This is a genomic window from Brevibacillus reuszeri, from assembly GCF_002897295.1.
Lineage (GTDB): Bacteria > Bacillota > Bacilli > Brevibacillales > Brevibacillaceae > Brevibacillus > Brevibacillus reuszeri_A.
Genome location: NZ_BEXF01000027.1, coordinates 67,462 through 88,495, shown reverse-complemented (window position 1 = coordinate 88,495; position 21,034 = coordinate 67,462). Strand labels below are relative to the sequence as shown.

Sequence of the window (21,034 nt, the reverse complement as noted above, 5' to 3'; positions counted from 1 at the left end):
CTTCCCACAGCGCAAGCTGGTAAGACCCCTCATAGACGATGAGGTTGATAGGTTCGGTGTGGAAGCGTGGTAACACGTGGAGCTGACGAATACTAATCGGTCGAGGACTTATCCACACTCTTAGCAATCATGCAGATCCAGTTTTGAAGGAACGAAAGTAAACCTTCTAGCCTCTACTGGCTGGAAGGTTTTTTTGTTGTTTATGTCCATTTCATTATTGAGTAGGTAAGATCAAACGGTTATTTTGCTGGATCTGTTTCATAATAACCGTGGGAAATGTAGCAGCATGATGCTCAAGAAAAAGCTCAACTAAAAAACGTTCGGCAAAGCCATGAGAGAGAGTCAATTCTCCCCACCATTCTGTTTCATAGCGGCATAGCATACTTAGAAGGTACAGAAGCAGAAAGTGGCTAGCCCATTCCGGAAGAGGAGGAGAGGTCGAAGGACCATTCCAAAAAAAGAGTGCTTGTTCCTGAACCCGAAATAGAGGGTGTTGTTCCAATTGAGAAAGGGCAAACTGGGGAAGTAACATTTCCTTGATGGTTCCTTCTCTCCATCGCACATGATCTAGCTTACAGGCAGGAGGAGTAAGTCGACGGATATATTGCATGAAGGTTTCTGTCGAATAAGATAACGGGCCGTCTTTTCCTTCTGGAAAACAAACAGATATCCAAGCTCCGCTATACATGGCCTCTAGCTCTTTTGGAGGAGCCAGCTTGGTCATCTCCATGCGAACCCAAAACTGCTCCTTGCCAGTCGTTACCGCATAGGCATGACTTACACCCGGTATGGAAGCAAATAATTCATGGGCAAAGTAACGATCCTGGAGTGGACTAAGGGAGAAGACTTGAGCGAGATGGGCAAAAAGGCCTTCCTTTTGAGGCCGAATCTCATCTTCAGTTAATAAGTAGGCACTGCGTTTTAGCTTTCTCGTCGTTACACCATGCTGCAAGACGCGGCTATTTTGAGGATAGGCGGGGTCACGGGTTAAAAGCATGCCTTTTAATAGGTGTGAACAACCATAAAACAGCAGCAACGGCTGGATGGAAAGATCCGCATCTATTGCTGTTTGATAAAATTGTCGCGCCTGCTTCCACAAATAAAGAAACCGGGAGCTTTGTTGAAAGGCCAGTCGATCAAAATGCTCCAATCCCATGCTGTGATAGCAGGCGGCCAAATATTTGCGAGCTGTTGGCTCTGTCTCCAAAAAACGAAGTGATGTCCAAGCCTTATCCATAGCAACCACCTTTATGAATTTTCGTTTTCTATCTATTATCATCTTTTATTTTTTTGATTTATCTGTAAAATCCACTTCATAACCGAACGTTCCATGCATTCCTTGACAGTAAATTATGCCGTTTGTTAAACTGTCTTAAACTATTTGCCGAGAGGAGCTTGCTACTGTGCGGGAAGACAAATTTATAAAAGAGGGTTTAACGTTTGATGACGTGTTGCTCATTCCAGCAAAATCTGAGGTTTTGCCTAGGGATGTAGATCTTAGAACAAAATTAAGCGAGACGGTTGTCCTAAATATTCCACTGATTAGTGCGGGTATGGACACAGTGACCGAATCCGCACTTGCGATTGCTATGGCTCGCCAGGGTGGCATCGGGATTGTTCATAAAAACATGACCATTGAACAGCAAGCAGGCGAAGTAGACCGTGTAAAACGTTCAGAGAGCGGTGTCATCACAAATCCATTTTCGCTGTCACAAGACCATACAGTAGAAGACGCAGATGCTCTCATGGGTAAATATCGAATCTCCGGTGTTCCAATCGTAGACGAGGAAAAGCATTTGATCGGGATTCTTACTAACCGTGATCTTCGCTTTGTACACGATTTTTCTACTCCTATTAAGGAAGTAATGACCAGAGAAAATTTGGTGACTGCCCCTGTCGGTACGACACTCCAACAGGCAGAAGCCATTCTGCAAAAGCATAAGATCGAAAAGCTTCCTCTGGTAGACGAGCAAAACATTTTGCGCGGACTCATTACTATCAAGGACATTGAAAAAGCGATTCAATATCCAAATGCGGCTAAAGACCCACAGGGACGTTTATTGTGTGGTGCAGCTGTTGGTGTCTCCGCCGATACGTTTGACCGAGCAGCAGCGCTTGTACAGGCAGGCGTGGATGTGCTCGTCGTTGATACTGCCCATGGTCATTCCAAAGGGGTTATTGATACCGTAAAAGAAATTAGAAGTCTCTATCCGACGCTGACGATCGTAGCTGGGAACGTTGCAACCGGACAAGCTACCCGTGATCTAATCGAAGCAGGAGCATCCGTAGTAAAAGTAGGTATTGGCCCAGGTTCGATTTGTACGACACGTGTTGTGGCAGGGATTGGCGTTCCACAAATTACGGCTATCCACGATTGTGCACAAGTAGCCCGCGAGTACAATATTCCAATTATTGCCGATGGCGGCATTAAATACTCAGGAGATTTGCCAAAAGCTGTAGGTGCAGGTGCTTCTGCCATCATGATTGGCAGCTTGTTCGCGGGGACAGAAGAGAGTCCAGGTGAGTTTGAAATCTTCCAGGGTCGACGTTTTAAAGTTTATCGTGGCATGGGCTCCATTGGCGCAATGAAGGCAGGAAGTAAAGATCGCTACTTCCAGGAAAACGAACAAAAGCTGGTTCCAGAAGGGATCGAAGGCCGGGTGCCATATAAAGGACCATTGGCTGATGTTACGTATCAGCTGATCGGTGGCTTGCGTGCCGGCATGGGGTATTGTGGAGCAAAAACGATTGAGGATTTGATTAACAACTCTCAGTTCGTTCGCATTACAGGGGCAGGCTTGCGTGAAAGTCATCCACATGATGTACAAATTACCAAGGAATCTCCAAACTACTCCATTTCCTAAAAAGCGATTAGTCATATAGTCCCAAAAACCCCTTTCGATTACGTAGAAAGGGGTTTTTTACTAGGGTTTTACACATGGAAATGGGAGGAAACAAGCTTCAAGCGGGCCTGCTACCTATGGTAAACTTAAAGCGGTGTGCACGTTTCACTAAGACAAATTCGACAGAAATGGGAGAGTGAGAGAATACATGAAACGAAAGACATGGACACAGAGATTGACAGGTCTGTTCCTTTCTGTCGCTGTGTTTACGACAGCAATGGGAGGCACTGTAGCCAATGCAGAAACCGCACCGCAAGCCAATCTGCAGCTTGTAGCGAAATCTGCCATTCTTGTGGAGGCATCTACTGGTAAGGTGATTTATAGCAACAACCCTGACGTAGCACTACCTCCAGCCAGCATGAGTAAGATGATGTCTGAATATCTGGTGCAGGAAGCAGTCAAACAAAAGAAAATCAGCTGGGATGATGTTGTAGCTGTAAGTGATTATGCATTCTACATTGCAAAGATTTCGGATGCATCCGGTGTCTACCTGAATAAAGGGGAATCGTTTACAGTTAAACAATTGTACGAAGCTATGGCAGTCGTTTCAGCCAATGATGCTACGGTACTTCTAGCAGAAAAGGTAGCAGGAAGCGAAGCCAACTTTGTTCAGATGATGAACAAAAAGGCAGCAGACTTCGGAATGAAAAACACCTCGTTTGTCACTTCCACAGGTTTGCCAGCTAATGAGCTGGGACCATACTCTGTTAAGACCGATCAAGTAGAAAACCTCATGTCTGCCCGCGATTCTGCTATTCTGGCACGAGCTCTGATCCGTGATTTCCCGGAAGCATTGGAAGTCTCCAAAAAACCAAGCTTTACGTTCCGCACAGGTACTCCAAAAGAGTGGAGCAAGAAAAGCTACAACTGGATGCTGCCTGGGTTGATCAGCTACTACGAGGGCGTAGATGGATTAAAAACAGGTTATACGCAAGCAGCAGGCTATTGCTTTACCGGTACAGCAGTTCGCGGCGATATGCGCCTGATCAGTGTAGTCATGAATACCGAAAGCGATACTCAACGTTTTTCTGAGACGAGAAAATTGTTCGATTATGGTTTCAGCAATTTCAAAATGACCAAGCAAATGGACAAAAATGCACCGATCAAGGGATTTGAAACAGCTGCTGTAAAAAATGGTGTGGAACTGAGTGTTCCAGCCGTTACAGGCAGTGAAGTAAACATGCTGACAAAAATCGGCAGCGACGTAAAGTTTACGCCAAGCGTGACCTTCCAAGATTTAAGTGCCCCAATCAAACAAGGCCAAGTCATCGGTAAACTCGTGCTCAAGGAAGAAGGCGGGAAGGATGCAGAATTCCTGCAGCCTGAGGACGCGGCTAAAGCTGGAGTAGATGTAGTAGCAAGTCAGGAAGTTGAAGAGGCCAGTTGGATTCGTTTATTCTTCCGCAGCATCATCCAATTTTTCAGCGATCTGTTCAGCAGTGGAACAGGAAAATAAATAACTGTTGTTTTCCCCCATCTCTTTGGTTTACAATGTCGGTAACAAGGAACCATAACACCACATAACAGTTCCGGTTCCGACTTCAACGAGGTAGGGGGAAATCTCATGGTACAAGTAGGAACGTCTCGCGTAAAAAAAGGTATGGCTGAAATGCAAAAAGGCGGCGTCATCATGGACGTCGTGAATGCAGAGCAAGCGAAAATTGCTGAAGCGGCAGGTGCTGTTGCTGTAATGGCACTTGAGCGTGTCCCCTCTGACATTCGTGCAGCAGGTGGAGTAGCACGTATGGCTGATCTGGGTATTGTGGAAGACGTATTGAAAGCAGTTTCCATCCCTGTTATGGCAAAAGCTCGTATTGGTCACTTTGTAGAAGCGCGTGTTCTGGAGTCTCTCGGTGTGGACTACCTCGATGAGAGCGAAGTTTTGACCCCAGCAGACGATTTGTACCATATAAATAAAAAAGAGTTCACTGTACCGTTTGTATGTGGCGCTCGTGATCTGGGAGAGGCACTGCGTCGTATCGGCGAAGGTGCATCCATGATCCGTACAAAGGGAGAGCCGGGTACAGGAAACATTGTAGAGGCAGTTCGTCATATACGCACCATGATGAGCCAAATCCGTAAGGTACAGGCAATGTCCTACGATGAGTTAATGGCAGAAGCAAAAAATTTGGGTGCTCCTTACGAGCTTCTGGAAGAAGTTCATAAAACAGGCAAGCTGCCGGTAGTTAACTTCGCAGCTGGTGGTGTGGCAACACCTGCGGATGCTGCCCTGATGATGCAGCTTGGTTCGGATGGCGTGTTTGTAGGCTCCGGTATTTTCAAATCGGAAAATCCAGAGAAATTTGCTCGGGCAATTGTTGAAGCTACTACTCACTATACCGATTACGAACTGATTGCACGTGTATCCAAAGGCTTGGGTACGGCAATGCCAGGTCTCGAAATCTCCAAAATCCGCGAAGCAGATCGCATGCAAGAGCGCGGCTGGTAAGGTGAGCCACATGAAAATCGGTGTCCTCGCTCTGCAAGGAGCTGTAGCAGAACACCTGCGAATGCTGGAAGAGGCAGGAGCTGTAGCGGTTTCCGTTAAAAAAGTAGAAGAATTATATGACCTGGACGGCTTGGTAATCCCAGGCGGTGAAAGCACTACGATTAGCAAGCTGATGCACAAGTACGGTTTCATGGAAGCCATTCGTCAATTTGGCGAAGAGAAAAAGCCGATCTTTGGGACATGTGCAGGAGCCATTCTTCTGGCGAAACAGATCAATGGTCAAGACGATTACCATCTTGGACTCATGGATATCAAAGTGGAGCGTAATGCCTTTGGACGCCAAAAAGAAAGCTTTGAAGTCCACATGCCGGTTGCGGGAGTCGCAGCTGATTATCCAGCCGTTTTCATTCGTGCCCCATATATTATGGAAGTAGGAGAAAGTGGTCAGGTTTTGGCAAAATACGAAGACAAAATCGTAGTAGCGAGAAACGGTCATTATCTTGCGGCAGCCTTTCACCCTGAATTAACTGAAGACACGAGGCTCCATAAGTTTTTCCTCGATATGGTGAAGGAGTACCGAAGTTAACAATAAGTAAGCAGCAAGGAGAGGATCGGCATCGATGAGATGTCGATTTTTTCCTTTAGGAAGATTATGGGTAGCCGCCCTTTACACAAGTATAGAACCTGTAGTACAGTTAACAATAGAAGTAATCATATAGGTAGACAATACGCTGATGAGAACAAGTACTTCGCAAGAGCCTGGCCTAGAGAGTCGGTGGTAGGTGCAAACCGATCCGGTGTGCGGAGGAATCCATCTCGGAGTGACAAAGGAAATAACTTTGTCCGGTCCCGTCCCGTTATGGCGGAAGAGTGGATAGATGCACAAAGATTTGATGTGCATGTATCAACGAGGGTGGCAACGCGGGTATACAACACTCGTCCCTTACCAGGGGACGGGTGTTTTTTGTTGTTATTACTAGAGATTCGGAGGGATTTACCAATGTTGGACGTAAAAGTGTTACGCCAAGACCTGGAAGAAGTAAGACGTCGTTTAGAGCACCGCAACGAAGATATTTCTGCACTGGATCAATTTGCAGAAGTAGATGAAAAAAGACGTCAGGTTATTCAGGAAGCAGATGCACTGAAAAATAAACGCAACACTGTATCTGAACAGGTAGCAGTGATGAAGCGCAACAAAGAAAACGCAGACCACCTGATCGCTGAAATGAAAGAGGTTAACGAGCGCATCAAGGCTCTTGATGAGGTGCTCCGCCAGCTGGATGAGCAGCAGGAATACATTTTGCTGAGCCTGCCTAACCTCCCGCATGAGAGCACACCAGTCGGAACATCAGAAGACGATAACGTGGTAGCCTGGACGTGGGGAGAGCCTCGCAACTTTGATTTCGAGACAAAGCCTCACTGGGATTTGGCAAGCCAGGCAGGAATTCTCGATTTTGAAACAGCTTCGAAAGTAACTGGAAGCCGCTTTGTATTTTATAAAGGAATGGGCGCGCGTCTTGAGCGTGCACTCATGAACTTCATGATGGATTTGCATGCGAACGAACATGGCTACGAGGAAGTTATCCCTCCGTACATCGTGAACCGTACGAGCATGACAGGTACGGGCCAACTGCCAAAATTCGAAGAGGATGCTTTTAAACTGGAAGGACCAGACTATTTCCTGATTCCAACAGCAGAGGTTCCTGTTACGAATATGCATCGAGACGAAATTATGGATGGAACAGATTTGCCACGCTACTATGCCGCATACAGCGCATGTTTCCGTTCGGAAGCGGGATCGGCTGGCCGCGATACTCGTGGATTAATCCGTCAGCACCAATTCAACAAGGTTGAGTTGGTCAAATTTGTGAAACCGGAAGAATCGTATGATGAGCTGGATAAGCTGGTCAAAAACGCTGAGAAGGTGCTTCAACTGCTTGGTTTGCCGTACCGTGTGCTGAGCATGTGTACAGGTGACCTCGGCTTCACTGCTGCGAAAAAATTTGACCTGGAAGTTTGGATTCCAAGCAATAATACGTATCGGGAAATTTCGTCGTGCTCGAACTTCGAGGATTTCCAGGCGCGTCGTGCCAATATCCGCTTCCGTCGTGATACGAAATCGAAGCCGGAATTCGTGCATACACTGAACGGTTCGGGACTTGCGATTGGCCGCACAGTAGCAGCGATCTTGGAAAACTACCAAGAAGCTGATGGAACCATTGTCATTCCAGAAGTGCTTCGTCCATACATGGGTGGAGTGGAAAAAGTCGCTCCAAAACAATAATCAAAGAATGTGTAGACAGCTCTTGATCCTATTAAAGGAACAAGGGTTGTTTTTTTTGTGTTCTAATACAGAGTGAATTTTTTAAAAATTGTGTTGCACTGTATCAATAGCTGTTATATAATAAAAACAAATCTTAAGAAAATTGTTTTAATACAGACATGGAGGGAATGGAAATGGACTGCTACCGGTGTGAAGGAAACGGCGAACAAAATTGCCCAAGATGTGGAGGCGTTGGTCACGATGACAACGGGTCGGCTTGCCATAATTGCTTGGGGGATGGACATGTCAGCTGCAGCCATTGCAGTGGCAGCGGGTATCAAGAGTAATACCATTTTTTTTGCCCCTGCTGTACTATAATAATTTATCAATTTAACATCTGTACCATAATAATGCGTCCGTGCTCAGGGAGGATGAACTGCTTTGACTACCATGCCAACTAATTCACATCCGCTGGAGATACACATCGCTGGCGAAATGCGCTCCGGATACAGTGAGATACTTACACCAGAAGCAATTCAATTCGTGATTAAGCTGGAGCAAAGATTCGGTGACAAAAGACAGGAATTGCTCGCGAAGCGTCAGGAACGACAGCTACAAATTGATGCCGGGCAGCTGCCAGACTTTTTACCGGAAACAGCAGAGATTCGCAATGGGGATTGGACAGTCGCTCCCCTCCCTATCGACTTGCAAGACAGACGTGTAGAGATTACTGGTCCTTCTGGCGACCGCAAAATGGTAATCAATGCGCTGAACTCAGGTGCGCGCCTTTTCATGGCAGACTTTGAGGATGCCAATTCACCTACGTGGGATAACACAATCCAAGGGCAGATCAATATGAAGGATGCGGTAAGACGCAATATTTCCTTTACCAGCCCTGAAGGGAAAAAGTACGCGCTCAATGACAAGACAGCCGTTCTTGTTGTTCGCCCGCGCGGCTGGCATCTCGATGAAAAACATATTCTTCTTGACCAGAAGCCGATCTCCGGAAGCTTGGTAGACTTCGGACTCTATTTTTACCACAATGTGCAGGCACTGCTCGCGAACCAGACAGCTCCGTATTTTTACCTGCCAAAGCTGGAAAGTCATCTGGAAGCTCGGCTATGGAATGACGTATTCCTTTTCGCACAGGATGAATTAAATATCCCGCGTGGTACGATTCGGGCAACTGTACTAATCGAAACCATTTTGGCTGCATTTGAAATGGATGAGATTTTGTATGAGCTGCGCGAGCATAGTGCCGGACTCAATTGTGGTCGCTGGGATTACATTTTCAGCTACATTAAAAAGCTGCGGAATCAGGCCGATGTCATCACTCCTGATCGAGCACAAGTGACGATGACAGTTCCGTTCATGCGGGCATATACGACGCTGGCGGTAAAGACATGTCACAAACGCCAAGCACCATGCATCGGCGGGATGGCTGCCCAGATTCCTGTCAAAAACGACCCGGTGAAAAACGAGGAAGCTATCGCCAAAGTACGTGCTGACAAAGAACGTGAAGCCTATGACGGGCATGACGGTACTTGGGTAGCTCACCCTGGCTTGGTACCTGTCGCGATGGAAGTTTTCAATCGTTTGATGCGGGAGCCTAACCAAATCTGGTACAAACGCGAAGACGTACAGGTAGAAGCCAAGGATTTGTTGGCAGTGCCTGAAGGTGTCATTACAGAAGAAGGCGTACGTACCAACATCAGCGTAGGCTTGCAGTATATCGAAGCATGGATGCGCGGGATGGGGGCTGTTCCGATCCATAACCTGATGGAGGATGCTGCTACCGCAGAAATTTCCCGTGCTCAAGTATGGCAATGGATTCGCCATCGTCGTGGGGTTTTGCAGGATGGACGCAAGATTACCGAGGCTCTGGTGAAGCAGTGGTTAAGTGAGGAATTGCAGGCGTTGAAACAAGCGATGGGTCAGGAGCGGTATGAAACAAGCAAGCTCCAAGCAGCGGGAGAGCTTTTCTTGCAACTGGTCACAGAAGATGAGTTTGAGGATTTCTTGACCGTACCGGGCTATCGCTATCTATAAAAAAATAGGGTGGGGGAAACGAAAATGAGCAAACAAAACAAGCAGGAAGCGATTCAACAATTAGAACAAATCTGGCAAGGCGAGCGCTTTAAAGGAATTACCCGTACTTATACCGCAGAGGATGTTGTACGTCTGCGTGGATCTGTTCAGATCGAACATACATTGGCTCGTCTGGGTGCAGAGCGCTTGTGGAACCTGTTGCATACCGAGCACCATATTAAAGCGTTGGGTGCTTTGACCGGGAATCAGGCGATTCAGCAAGTAAAAGCAGGTTTAAAAGCTATTTATTTGAGTGGCTGGCAAGTCGCAGCGGATGCGAACCTATCTGGTCAAATGTATCCCGATCAAAGCCTCTATCCGGCAAACAGCGTTCCACAGGTGGTCAAACGTATTAACCAAGCTTTTCAACGTGCAGATCAAATTGATCAATCTGAAGGTGGTACAGATACGCACTGGTTCGCGCCGATTGTGGCTGACGCCGAAGCTGGCTTTGGTGGACCACTGAACGTATTCGAGCTGATGAAAGGCATGATCGAAGCGGGCGCAGCAGGCGTTCACTTTGAAGATCAGCTGGCATCTGAGAAAAAATGCGGTCATATGGGTGGAAAAGTATTAATTCCTACCCAAGCAGCTGTTCGCAACCTGGTCTCCGCTCGCTTTGCAGCGGATGTGATGGGAGTTCCAACAATTATCGTGGCGCGTACCGATGCGAATGGTGCTTTCCTGATCACGAGCGACATCGATGAGCAGGATAAACCGTTCCTCACTGGCGAACGTACAGCAGAAGGCTTCTTCCGCCTAAAGGGTGGACTGGATGCAGCAATCGCACGCGGTCTGGCTTATGCACCGTACGCGGACCTGATCTGGTGCGAAACCTCTGAGCCTAACATGGAGGAAGCACGTCGTTTTGCAGAGGCTATTCATGAGAAATTCCCAGGTAAGCTGTTGGCTTACAACTGCTCGCCGTCCTTTAACTGGAAGAAAAAGCTCGATGAAGAATCGATCGCTCGCTTCCAGGAGGAGCTGGGCGAAATGGGCTACAAATTCCAATTTGTTACGCTCGCAGGTTTCCATTCCCTCAACTACAGCATGTTCGAGCTGGCGCGTGGTTACCGTGATCGCGGAATGGCTGCCTACTCCGAATTGCAGCAAGCTGAGTTTGGTAGCGAGGTACATGGCTACACCGCTACTCGCCACCAGCGCGAGGTAGGAACAGGTTATTTTGACGAGGTAGCACAAGTGATTTCCGGTGGAAAATCCTCCACGACCGCACTGACTGGCTCGACTGAGGAAGAACAGTTCGCGCATAACTAAATTGAAATCGATCAAAAACGAGGACTAGGGGCTATTGTACCCTAGTCCTTCATTTGCCAAATGGCTGGATTGTTTTTATAATGGAGGATGTAGAAAACAATGTCCCCGTAGCTCAGCAGGATAGAGCGTCAGTTTCCTAAACTGTAGGTCGGAGGTTCGAATCCTCTCGGGGACGCCATCGATGAAAAAGCCTTGATATATCAAGGCTTTTTTGTTTTTATTAGGTGCTGCTTTGACCAACGGTTACCTTTATACAAGTACAAAGGGTGAATGAAGAAGTATACGGCTGTTAAAATGGTAATCTTTCCTATATCATATAAATATTGAATAATCGTGGCATGCGAATTGATTATCAGGAGGATTACATTGTGAATCTTAGAAAAAGTATATTCCTGTTTGTGCTTATCCTCTCTTTGGCTATAACGGGCTGCGTAAGCTCGCAGGATGTTGTTAAGGTACAAGAGTACATGGATAAACTCGCAGGTATTCTCAACAGGCAAATGCAGCTAGGTTTAGAGTTCAATGAAATGCTTGAAAATGCAGATGAAGTGAGTGATGAAGAAGCAATTACGAAGATGACAGACTTTAACGAACGGTCACAAAAGATATACATTGATTTTCAAATGATAGCCCTGCCGCATGACGATTTTCGTGCAGCACATGAACAATTTGCTACGTTGGTAAGTACAGCGTCAAAATCAATTGGAATGATGTATGATACTGTGGTGAATGATGTACCAGTTAACAATGCTGAAGTTATCGATATTATGGATCAGCAAGCAAAGGCGGGACGACAATTTTTTACTGACATTAAGCCGTTAATGGAAAAGTATAAAGCAAGCTTCCCAATTGATCAGGAGTTAGCCAAAAAAGTCATAGGTCTTATGAATGATCTATGAGATTAAACAAACGTACTGCATGAAAAACATCTCTCTAGCAAAAGGATGAAGTATATGAAGCCACTACTCATCTTTGTATGGACAATCGCTCGAATAGTCGTTGTTTTTCTAGCCACGATTTGTCTAACCGGTGTCTTGTTTTTCCAATTTCTTTATAATGAGCAGAATGAAAATGTTGTGGTTTATATTCATATAGCTGTAGCGTTTCTGATCAATTTTATCTGGTACAGATGGAAAGAAAAAAAAACCGTTGATCACTCCTAGCTTGGAGTGAGACTCGTAGATTTCATACAGTAATTCGAAGACTTAGCAAATAGGCTAAGTCTTTTTTTGCGTTCGGATAGGATAAAACTAACGAAACGAGTAAGCATAAATCCAGTTAAATCAGGCTTGACTAGGACCAAAAGACAGGAGGAATCTACATAAATTTATTCTGTTTTTACTTTCTGAATATTGTTGACGAATCATTTGTAAGCGGTTAATATGTAGCCAGAAAAAATAAAACGGATTTAAATTCCGATAATCGAAATTACAAGCGTTACGATCGCAACTGGAGGTGCAACTATGAATGTAGCTCAAGAGGCACAGGGAAGCGCAGCACAAATCCGTTCTGCTGGTGACATCATGTCTCCGGAAAGATTAGGGGCTTCCCGTATTACGAGTCTAAGCTTTAGCCGCAGTATGCTGCGCAAGCTGATGAAAGAGAAATGGAGCATCGAGCGTGTCCAGTTTGACTTAGATGAAAATGGATACGGAGAGGCTCGTTACACGATCACTACACCTAAACAAACATTTTATTTCGTTGTCTTTTCACAATACTTACATGATCAGGAGAGAAGCGATCGTGTTATTTCTGAGAAGTGGGATATTACTTTTGCCTTGTGTGAGGGCCCGTTAACCCCAGAAAAAATGGCTCGACTGCGTAGTGACTTGCCTAAGCAGGAAGCTGGTCGTGGAGATGGCTTGGATTTGGTTTGGTCGCGTGCGAATCGCAGTACCCGGCTGTTTGAATACATGATTGGCGAGCTCACACAGGGAAAGCAGCCAGATCCCAAGATTTTGGCTCAAACAGGGTATTTGATCCGCACAACAGCGGTTTATGGAAATGGGAAATTTGGAATCGCCCCCTATGAACGAATGAGCAAGGACCATGCATTTTACGGAGCCTTTCGAGCGCAAATGTTTGCTGTCTATATGATCCGCCAGTTCAGCTTTGAGCTTGTAGACCATATTGCTCAGGCGAAAAATCCGAATGCGGCGCAGCTTCATGCCAAGATCAAGCGCTATCTAGGGGTGGGAAATGCAACTGGACTCGGCATGGTGCCTTATCTGATCTCACATCCACAGCTGATTCATACATGGATCAAGATGAAGGAAGAAGCCCTCTATAAAGCCAAGCAAGCGGAGGGCACAAGAGCCGACGCGGAAAAATTGCTCAGCCTTTTTGATCGCAGCATCGCGTACTTCCATGAATACCCGATTGCTCATGTACAAGCCTTTGCTCAGCCAAGTGAACTGGCGGGGGAATTGCAGCTGTTGCAAACGGTAGTGGCAGAGTATACAGAAACAGGAACCATGCAGCAGCAAGTGCCTGCCCAGCCATGGGTAACCCTTTGTGAAATTGCCCGCGCCAAAACGGGAATGGAGACGCAGGAGCTGTTAAATACACTTATTATCGAGCTCTATCCAGAAATCGCAACAGAATTTGAGGAAAATACCTCAATTGTGGAACGGTATGATGTGATGCCACAAATGAGCATCAGAGAATTAAAGCGGATTGCAGCAGAGCAGTATCACTGGGCACTTTCCTTTGATTTTGCCGATCCAGATGAGCGGAAGTATTTTTGGTACCGTTCTGCTGAAAAAGAAGAGCCACGAATGGGTGTTCGAGGAGAAGAGGCGGGCGAAGAGTATGAGATGCCCGTAAACATTGCAGAACGCGTGCAAGCACTGTACCAGGTGTTAGAAAAGGCAGCAGACGATCAAACGGTAGCCGAGTTTTTGTTGAGCTATCCCGAGCACAAATGGATCATTCGCAGAATGCAATCCCAGCAAGGCTTTGAATACGGAGAAATTCACGGCAACCTGCTGGCTAAAGGTCTACTGCCTGTACATCTGCTTCGCTGCAAGCTGGCATTTTTCGGCGCAGAACGATTTGATCCACAATCCAATCGCTGGGTACGGGTCACTTTGTTCCAGGGAGCCCCTTTACTAGAGGAAATCGGTACAGATTTTAAAGATGACTGGATTTTTCCGGCCATTCCGCGATGGGAGGATTTATAGATGACTGCGGGAGAGAAAATGGTCATTATCGACGGACTAACGCTAAGTAATTGGAATCGGGAGCTACTTTTGGAGCTGCATAAAGGCCAGGTCACCTGTGTTCATGTGTGTGTTGCCTTATGGGAAACGGCTAGAGAAACGCTCAGCAAAATCGGGCAATGGTATCAGTTTATTGAAGAGAATTCCGATTTGGTGATGCTGGTACGAACAGGGGAGGATATCACCAAGGCACGAGCTTTGGGAAAGGTCGGGCTCATTCTTGGTACACAGAATACATCTCCATTGGAGGATGATCTGTCGCTCGTCGAGGTTTTTTCCACGCTCGGGGTAAAAATCATGCAGCTTACGTACAACAACCAAAATATGATCGGAAGCAGCTGCTATGAGAACAATGATACAGGGCTGTCCCGATTTGGTCGCCTCGTGGTCGAGGAGATGAATCGCGTGGGGACCATCATCGATTTATCTCACGTAGGAGACCGTACGACATTGGATACGATTGAACATTCGAGAAGACCGGTCTCCATTACGCATGCCAATCCGGATTGGATTTACCCTTCGAAACGAAATAAATCAAAAGAAGTGCTTACAGCTCTTCGCAATAATGGTGGCGTCTTGGGTCTATGCTTGTATCCGTATCTGATGAATGGCGCACAAACCTCTTTGGATGAGTTTTGCGATATGGTTGCCAAAACCGTGGACTTCATGGGCGTGGAAAAAGTAGCGCTGGGCACAGACTTAACACTCAATTGGGGAGAGGACTTCCTCAAATGGATGCGGATGGGCAGATGGACGCATAAAGTCGATTATGGCGCAGGCTCGGCTTCGAATCCATCTTGGCCACAGTGGCCTGCATGGTTCCAAGGTCCGAAAGACTTTCCTGGTATTGCTGAAGCCTTGCTAGTACGCGGATTTGCCAAATCCGAGGTAGAAGCGGTGATGGGCGGCAATTGGCAGCGATTCTTTACCGAAGGGTTTAAAGCTGAAAAGGAGCTAGAGCTATGCGTGTAAGTTATCTTGAGCTGTATGCCCATTGTAAAAAAGTTCTGGAGGGCTGCGGGCTGCCGATCGGTTGTGCGGAAGAAGCGGCAGAGATAGCAGCGTGGGGTGAATTTACCGGATTATATGGAATCAAACAGCTCGCGGAAGAATTGAGTGCGCTGCAAGCTTCTGATTTGTCCAAAATCCGTATTCTTTCTCAGGATGAACGCCTGGTTTCGATTGATGGTCAAGGTCAAAGCAGCCTGCTGAGCGGCAGAATAGCCCTGGATTTGGCGTATGCGAAAGCAGCAGAGATGGGAGTCGGAATCGTTAACGTCCAAAACTCGCGCGGCTCCAATGCTTTGATTCAAAATGTAGCGCAGGCAGGAAAACGCGGAATTTGCTGTGCGATTCATTGGGTGGAAGAGGATAGCCAATTCTGGGCAATAACGCTACCTGACGCAAATCAGCCCTACGTGGTGAAAAGAAAGTCTGGGCATCCACTTAAATCAAAACAGACAGACAGCTTTTTAGTCATTTGCGCCGATGCGGTTCACTTCGCTTATGCTGCTCAACTGGAATCGCATGAAGAAACGGAGGGCAGCGAGGTAATCCGCCCTGAACAAATTCAAGCCGTTTGGGATGAATCGAATAGACAAGGAAGAGAAATAGATCCAGCCATATGGGCAGAGCTAAACAGCGTAGCGAGTCGTGTACTAGTAGAGGCGACGGAACAATCGCGTCAGCGTGGAGCTGGAGAAGGAGCAAATTAATAGAGCAGGGGGAGTGCAGCATGGAAACTTTGAAAAATTTTATTGATGGCAAATGGGTATCGCCGCAAGGAACAAACACGATTCCGGATATCAACCCGGCTGATACGAGAGAAGTAATTACACAGATTTCGCAATCAACAGAAGAGGACGCTAGGGCGGCAATAGAAGCAGCGCAAGAGGCATTCCCGACATGGAAGCTAGTACCTGCACCACAAAGAGGACAGTTTCTGTTCAAAATAGCAGATAAAATGGAAGCGAAACAAGAAGAGCTAGCACACCTAATTTCCAGGGAAATGGGAAAAACAATCGCAGATGCTAAAAAAGAAGTGGCGTATGCAGTCAATATTTTCCGGTTTTACGCAGGAGAAGGAACTCGCTTGAACGGAACATTGGTTGCTTCAGATAGCCCGGATATCCAGATTCAGTTAGTTCCGGAGCCGCTTGGAGTAGTACTGGTCGTGACACCATGGAATTTTCCTCTGTCTATCCCGGCCTGGAAAATCGCGCCTGCACTAGTAGCGGGCAACACGATTGCCTTTAAGCCATCCTCAGATACGCCAGTGGTAGCAGCCAAGCTGTTGGAAATCATCGAAGAGTGCGGCTTGCCGAACGGGGTCGTTAACATGATGATTGGGCCAGGGCGTCTCGTATCAGGAATGATTCATCATCCGGCGGTTAAAGCCGTAACCTTTACGGGCTCTACTAATGTAGGTCGACTCATTTATGCAGAGGCTAGCAAGGATATGAAACCGGCATTGCTTGAAATGGGAGGAAAAAACCCGTTGATAGTACTCGATGATGCCGATTTGGATGAAGCTGCAGATCTGGCAGTTCGCGGGGCATTCGGACAAACGGGGCAAGCATGTACCGCTACAAGCAGAGTGATTGTTCAATCTGCAGTTTTAGAGCCTTTCACGAAAAAATTAATAGAAAAAACGAAGCAAATCAAAGTCGGAAATCCATTCACTGAGGGCGTGGATATTGGACCACAAGCCAATGCAGGTGAGCTAGAGTCTACCTTGGAGGCGATTCGGGGTGCTATAGCCGAAGGGGCTAACATTTTGACTGGGGGAGATGCTCCACAAACTCCAGAGACCGAGCACGGCTACTATGTAAATCCAACCGTTATCGGCAATGTAAACAGAAACATGCGTATCGCAAAGGAAGAAGTATTTGGTCCAGTCCTTTGTATCATGGAGGCAGCTTCTGTAGATGATGCCATTGATATTGCAAATGATGTAGAATATGGGTTGTCTTCCGCCGTTTGCACAAAAGATATAAGTCGGGTGGCAAAATGCTCGCGTGAGATTGAAGCGGGTGTAGTGAAAATCAATATGACAACCACAGGAACGTCCTATCAGGCACCATTCGGCGGATTTAAAAGCTCCAGCTCTGGAATCAATAAAGAGCTTGGCAAAGAAGCAGTCGACTTTTATTGCCGTTCGAAAACCATTTACGTGAAAAGTTAGCGAATAGATTTGATTTGTTGGGGGATTGGGAAAATGGAAACGAAACCGAAGTCTGAAACATCATCTACTGTCTTGCGTGCTATCAAAATCATCAATTATTTAAATGCAGTTCCAGGTCCTCAAGGATTGAATGACATTAGCCGCAGTCTGGAGTTATCACCGACTATCGTGCATCGTTTACTGACCACCCTAAAGCTAGAGGGTCTTGTCTTTCAGGACCCTCGCACCAAGCTTTATTCACTGGGAACCATTTTTCTCGAATACGCCAATAAAATTATGACCGAGATGCCCCTTGCTCCGCTTGTTGAGCCATGGCTAATAAACTTGCGCAACGATATCAGAGAAACAGTCGGGTTTTATGTACCGAGCGGAAGCAGCAGAGTTTGTACGATGGAAGTGGAGAGCAACCAAGAAATCCGGCGTAGTGTAGGAATCGGGAAGAAGCATCCACTGTATCTAGGAGCTAGCGGGAGAGCTATTCTTGCTTTTATGAGTGAAGAAATTCAAGAGCGTGTCTTGTCTCCATTGCCAGTTGAACAGCAGCAGTCAATCAGAGCATTGCTAGAGAAAACTGTTCAGGATGGATATTCCACCAATGAGGAAGAGATAACGCCAAATGTAGGGGCGTTGTCCGCACCGGTTTTTGATCAAAATAAGCGAGTCATCGGAGCGATATCCGTATCTGGTCCTGTATTTCGTTGGAATCGGAAGACCATGCAAGCATTTGTACCAGTACTGCTACGGGTAACACGTTCCATCTCAGAATCTTTTGAGTAAATGAAGGAGATGGGGAAAAGGATGAAGCCAGAACAACGATTAATCGAATTAGGAATCACACTGCCTGAGAAAAAAGAAAAGGGCGGAAACTATGAGCTCGCAGTACAAACAGGAAATCTCCTGTTTTTGTCAGGGAATCTTTCCTATAGTCATGTTGGCAAATTGGGGAAGGAGTTTTCGGTTGAGCAAGGGTATGAAGCAGCACAGGAAGCGGCTCTCCAGGCGTTGGCGACGATTAAGCAAGAAATTGGTGATCTTTCACGAGTCAAAAAATTTGTGAAGGTACTTGCTTTCATTAATTGTACGATGGATTTTACCTCGCATGCCAAGGTGATGAATGGTGCTTCTGATTTAATCGTATCGGTATTTGGTGAGGACATCGGAACACATGCGAGAACATCGATCGGAGCCATTTTACCAAGAGGCGCGGCGATTGAACTCGAAATGGTTGTTGAAGTCGAATAGATGGAAGCGGGAGGAGAGCAGGATGAAAAATAGGAATTTCCAAGTGGACTGGCCTGTTTTTGGGATAAGCGGTGGATTGTTGTTGGTCTTTGTCATCGTTGCGGCTATCAGTATGGACGCAGTTACAGCGTTTGTTAATTCCTCTTTCGCTTTGTCGATTAAGTATTTTGGAGCTTTTTGGCAGGTACTCCTGCTGGCTACTTTTTTCATCGCGATATTCTTGGCGTTCTCGAAGTATGGGAAGGTAAAGCTGGGGAAACTGGATCGTCCAGAATTCACCACGTTCAAGTGGCTGGCGATGACCATGACAACTTTATTGGCAGGTGGTGGCGTATTTTGGGCAGCAGCAGAACCAATTTATCACTTCACGAGCTTGCCACCGCTTTTTACAGGGATTGAATCGGGCACACAGCAGGCGGTAAATCCAGCATTGGCACAGTCTTTTATGCATTGGGGCTTCCTGGCATGGGCGATTCTTGGAACACTTAGTACAATCGTGATTATGTATGGACACTACCATAAAGGGATGCCTCTAAAACCAAGAACCTTGCTGTATCCTATTTTTGGCGAAAAAATTATGACCAGGAGCTGGTTAGGAACAGCAGTCGATTCCTTCTCGATTCTTGCAGTTGTCGCAGGAACCATTGGTCCGATTGGATTTTTGGGTCTACAGGCAAGCTACGGGCTGCAGGAGATCATGGGGATTCCCGATACATTCACAACACAGCTATACATCATTATGAGTGTGGTAGCGGTATCTGCCATTTCAGCGGCTACTGGACTCCATAAAGGGATTGAATTTTTAAGTAATTTTAATGTCATATTAGCGATCGTGCTCATGGCATTCATCTTATTTTTGGGACCTGGGGAATTTATTGTAAACGCTTTCATATCTTCCTTTGGTACGTATTTGCAGGAGTTTATGCCAATGAGTACGTTCCGCGGAGACTCTACATGGTTAGGCGGATGGACGATCTTTTTCTGGGGCTGGTTCCTGGGATATGGACCGATGATGGCAATCTTTATCAGCTGCATCTCACGCGGCCGGACGATCAAGGAAATTATCATGGCTGTGGCGATCATCGCACCGATCGTGACCTGCTTCTGGTTTACGGTTCTTGGAGGAACGGGAATATCCTTTGAATTACAAAACCCAGGATTAATTGCCGGTCCTTTGAGTGAAGCCGGACTGCCTGCGGCGATGATTTCCATTACCAAGTACCTGCCACTGTCCTCGATTATCGGTCCTGCATTTTTGATTTTGACGATCCTGTTTGTGATCACGACTTCTGATTCGATGGCGTACACGATATCTGCGGCAGTAACAGGCAACAATAACCCAACTGTCGGCCTGCGTATGTTTTGGGCATTGATGATGGGTGTTGTAGCTGCAATTCTTTTGTCGATTGGAAATGGAGGAATTGATGCTCTCCAATCGTTTATTGTGGTGACAGCCGTTCCTGTGTCACTCATTTTAGCGCCTATGTGCTGGGTAGCGCCCAAGGTGGCTGGACAACTGGCCCAGGAACAGGGCATTGTTGAAAAAAAGACAACTGAGGAAAACGGGTTTTATGAAAAAGCAAATGCGTAGGTAACGAAATAGCAGGAAAGCTGACGTCGGGATGAACTGGCGTCAGCTTTGTTCTCGCTTCCTTTACTGGCTACCGCAATTACACAAAAATGCGTCATGTACCGTTTGCTTGGTATCAATTCCTGCAAAATCCGTTAACCCTACTAAGGGGACAAAAAGCTATTCAACAGCCCCCACTGGAAATCACCGGTCAATCACGCAACCGACAATTCCACGTGCATTGGCTCTGCCCTAGGGTAAATATGGTAAAATCAAGGGTGAAGCCAGGGGGTGGAGCATATGGTAAATTCGTGGAACCGACCAAAGCTGAAAATAGCAAAAACAATAAGCGAATGGATCTGGGATGTCGTGGGCTATTTATGCTTTGCCGGATCGATCCTTTTCTTGCTACTGGTTTGGGGGAAGCTTCCTGATGAAGTGCCCGCGCATTATAATGCTTTGGGAGAAGTAGATCGTTGGGGGTTAAAATGGGAGTTGCTCATTTTGCCTGGTGTTGGAGCGTTCTTGCTCATTTTCTTGCAAGTCCTTGAAAGGTTCCCAGAGGTGCACAATTATCCTAAACGATTTAATGACTCAAATGCCAAGCAGTTTTATTTGCAAAGCAGAAAAATGATTAATCAATTAAAAAACATCTGTGTGATTATCTTCACTCTGCTCTTGATTGAATCGGTCTCGATCGCGCTAGGCTGGGGGAGTGGTTTTGGCATATGGTCTCTGCCGATTACGATATTGGCTGTCGGCATACCACTTATAGTAGGAATCATGAAGCAACGAAAAATTAAATAAGTCGGCGGGAATTTTCATACACGTAAACAAAA

At 46.4% G+C, this 21,034-nt stretch carries 19 protein-coding genes, 1 tRNA gene, 1 rRNA gene and 1 other annotated feature; of the genes, 20 read left to right on the top strand and 1 reads right to left on the bottom strand.

Going from position 1 to position 21,034, the window contains the following annotated elements; translation table 11 throughout:
* Positions 1-116 (top strand): 23S ribosomal RNA (locus tag C3B52_RS29280); the annotation flags it as partial.
* A gap of 98 nt (positions 117-214) precedes the next feature.
* Here C3B52_RS29280 and C3B52_RS29275 read toward each other — a convergent pair.
* The gene (locus C3B52_RS29275; protein ID WP_103109889.1) at positions 215-1,237 is read right to left on the bottom strand and encodes a YaaC family protein; all 1,023 of its coding nucleotides are present in this window, start codon (positions 1,235-1,237) and stop codon (positions 215-217) included.
* Positions 1,238-1,403: 166 nt separating this feature from the next.
* On the opposite strand from C3B52_RS29275, the gene guaB reads away from it, so the two are divergent.
* From guaB to C3B52_RS29175, 19 genes are all read left to right on the top strand, one after another.
* Entirely contained in the window at positions 1,404-2,864 is a 1,461-nt protein-coding gene (gene guaB, locus C3B52_RS29270; RefSeq protein ID WP_103109888.1) for an IMP dehydrogenase, read from the top strand.
* 187 nt (positions 2,865-3,051) lie between these two features.
* Entirely contained in the window at positions 3,052-4,359 is a 1,308-nt protein-coding gene (locus C3B52_RS29265; RefSeq protein ID WP_103109887.1) for a D-alanyl-D-alanine carboxypeptidase family protein, read from the top strand.
* 108 nt (positions 4,360-4,467) lie between these two features.
* A complete protein-coding gene (gene pdxS / locus C3B52_RS29260) occupies positions 4,468-5,352 on the top strand; it encodes a pyridoxal 5'-phosphate synthase lyase subunit PdxS (RefSeq protein ID WP_103109886.1) in 885 nt (294 codons plus the stop codon).
* Positions 5,353-5,362: 10 nt separating this feature from the next.
* The gene (pdxT, locus tag C3B52_RS29255) at positions 5,363-5,938 is read left to right on the top strand and encodes a pyridoxal 5'-phosphate synthase glutaminase subunit PdxT (protein WP_103109885.1); all 576 of its coding nucleotides are present in this window, start codon (positions 5,363-5,365) and stop codon (positions 5,936-5,938) included.
* Between the two features lie 136 nt (positions 5,939-6,074).
* Positions 6,075-6,299: a binding site (T-box leader), on the top strand.
* A 53-nt stretch (positions 6,300-6,352) separates the two neighbouring features.
* Complete coding sequence (gene serS / locus C3B52_RS29250) at positions 6,353-7,636, top strand: serine--tRNA ligase (RefSeq protein ID WP_103109884.1); 1,284 nt, start codon at positions 6,353-6,355, stop codon at positions 7,634-7,636.
* A gap of 189 nt (positions 7,637-7,825) precedes the next feature.
* On the top strand, positions 7,826-7,993 hold the full coding sequence (locus tag C3B52_RS29245) for a hypothetical protein (protein WP_235615897.1): 168 nt from the start codon (positions 7,826-7,828) through the stop codon (positions 7,991-7,993).
* Between the two features lie 63 nt (positions 7,994-8,056).
* Positions 8,057-9,664, top strand: coding sequence for a malate synthase A (gene aceB / locus C3B52_RS29240; protein WP_103109883.1), 1,608 nt, complete (start codon positions 8,057-8,059; stop codon positions 9,662-9,664).
* Between the two features lie 24 nt (positions 9,665-9,688).
* Positions 9,689-10,978 (top strand): isocitrate lyase, encoded by a 1,290-nt coding sequence (gene aceA, locus C3B52_RS29235; RefSeq protein ID WP_103109882.1) that lies wholly within the window; start codon positions 9,689-9,691, stop codon positions 10,976-10,978.
* A gap of 101 nt (positions 10,979-11,079) precedes the next feature.
* A tRNA-Arg gene (locus C3B52_RS29230) sits at positions 11,080-11,156 on the top strand.
* A 190-nt stretch (positions 11,157-11,346) separates the two neighbouring features.
* Positions 11,347-11,877, top strand: coding sequence for a hypothetical protein (locus tag C3B52_RS29225; RefSeq protein ID WP_103109881.1), 531 nt, complete (start codon positions 11,347-11,349; stop codon positions 11,875-11,877).
* Positions 11,878-12,441: 564 nt separating this feature from the next.
* On the top strand, positions 12,442-14,160 hold the full coding sequence (locus C3B52_RS29215; protein ID WP_103109879.1) for a hypothetical protein: 1,719 nt from the start codon (positions 12,442-12,444) through the stop codon (positions 14,158-14,160).
* Positions 14,161-15,171: a membrane dipeptidase gene (locus tag C3B52_RS29210; RefSeq protein ID WP_103109878.1), complete on the top strand. Its 1,011-nt coding sequence runs from the start codon at positions 14,161-14,163 to the stop codon at positions 15,169-15,171.
* Entirely contained in the window at positions 15,162-15,914 is a 753-nt protein-coding gene (locus tag C3B52_RS29205) for an Ldh family oxidoreductase (protein ID WP_103109877.1), read from the top strand. Before C3B52_RS29210 ends, C3B52_RS29205 begins: the two co-directional genes overlap by 10 nt.
* 20 nt (positions 15,915-15,934) lie before the next feature.
* Positions 15,935-17,383, top strand: coding sequence for an aldehyde dehydrogenase family protein (locus tag C3B52_RS29200; protein ID WP_103109876.1), 1,449 nt, complete (start codon positions 15,935-15,937; stop codon positions 17,381-17,383).
* Positions 17,384-17,416: 33 nt separating this feature from the next.
* Positions 17,417-18,160: an IclR family transcriptional regulator gene (locus tag C3B52_RS29195; protein ID WP_103109875.1), complete on the top strand. Its 744-nt coding sequence runs from the start codon at positions 17,417-17,419 to the stop codon at positions 18,158-18,160.
* Between the two features lie 21 nt (positions 18,161-18,181).
* Positions 18,182-18,625, top strand: a complete 444-nt coding sequence (locus C3B52_RS29190) for a RidA family protein (protein WP_235615896.1) — start codon at positions 18,182-18,184, stop codon at positions 18,623-18,625.
* A gap of 22 nt (positions 18,626-18,647) precedes the next feature.
* Entirely contained in the window at positions 18,648-20,216 is a 1,569-nt protein-coding gene (locus C3B52_RS29185; RefSeq protein WP_103109874.1) for a BCCT family transporter, read from the top strand.
* 48 nt (positions 20,217-20,264) lie between these two features.
* Complete coding sequence (locus tag C3B52_RS38295; protein WP_164684987.1) at positions 20,265-20,354, top strand: YgaP family membrane protein; 90 nt, start codon at positions 20,265-20,267, stop codon at positions 20,352-20,354.
* Positions 20,355-20,495: 141 nt separating this feature from the next.
* Positions 20,496-21,002, top strand: coding sequence for a DUF1648 domain-containing protein (locus tag C3B52_RS29175; RefSeq protein WP_103109872.1), 507 nt, complete (start codon positions 20,496-20,498; stop codon positions 21,000-21,002).
* The last annotated feature ends 32 nt before the right edge of the window (positions 21,003-21,034 follow it).

Bases quoted from the DNA above. Each gene is read 5' to 3' on its own strand.
- C3B52_RS29275 (WP_103109889.1), bottom strand. From the start codon at position 1,237: ATGGATAAGGCTTGGACATCACTTCGTTTTTTGGAGACAGAGCCAACA.
- C3B52_RS29265 (WP_103109887.1), top strand. From the start codon at position 3,052: ATGAAACGAAAGACATGGACACAGAGATTGACAGGTCTGTTCCTTTCT.
- pdxS (WP_103109886.1), top strand. From the start codon at position 4,468: ATGGTACAAGTAGGAACGTCTCGCGTAAAAAAAGGTATGGCTGAAATG.
- pdxT (WP_103109885.1), top strand. From the start codon at position 5,363: ATGAAAATCGGTGTCCTCGCTCTGCAAGGAGCTGTAGCAGAACACCTG.
- serS (WP_103109884.1), top strand. From the start codon at position 6,353: ATGTTGGACGTAAAAGTGTTACGCCAAGACCTGGAAGAAGTAAGACGT.
- aceA (WP_103109882.1), top strand. From the start codon at position 9,689: ATGAGCAAACAAAACAAGCAGGAAGCGATTCAACAATTAGAACAAATC.
- C3B52_RS29215 (WP_103109879.1), top strand. From the start codon at position 12,442: ATGAATGTAGCTCAAGAGGCACAGGGAAGCGCAGCACAAATCCGTTCT.
- C3B52_RS29210 (WP_103109878.1), top strand. From the start codon at position 14,161: ATGACTGCGGGAGAGAAAATGGTCATTATCGACGGACTAACGCTAAGT.
- C3B52_RS29205 (WP_103109877.1), top strand. From the start codon at position 15,162: ATGCGTGTAAGTTATCTTGAGCTGTATGCCCATTGTAAAAAAGTTCTG.
- C3B52_RS29200 (WP_103109876.1), top strand. From the start codon at position 15,935: ATGGAAACTTTGAAAAATTTTATTGATGGCAAATGGGTATCGCCGCAA.
- C3B52_RS29195 (WP_103109875.1), top strand. From the start codon at position 17,417: ATGGAAACGAAACCGAAGTCTGAAACATCATCTACTGTCTTGCGTGCT.
- C3B52_RS29190 (WP_235615896.1), top strand. From the start codon at position 18,182: ATGAAGCCAGAACAACGATTAATCGAATTAGGAATCACACTGCCTGAG.
- C3B52_RS29185 (WP_103109874.1), top strand. From the start codon at position 18,648: ATGAAAAATAGGAATTTCCAAGTGGACTGGCCTGTTTTTGGGATAAGC.
- C3B52_RS29175 (WP_103109872.1), top strand. From the start codon at position 20,496: ATGGTAAATTCGTGGAACCGACCAAAGCTGAAAATAGCAAAAACAATA.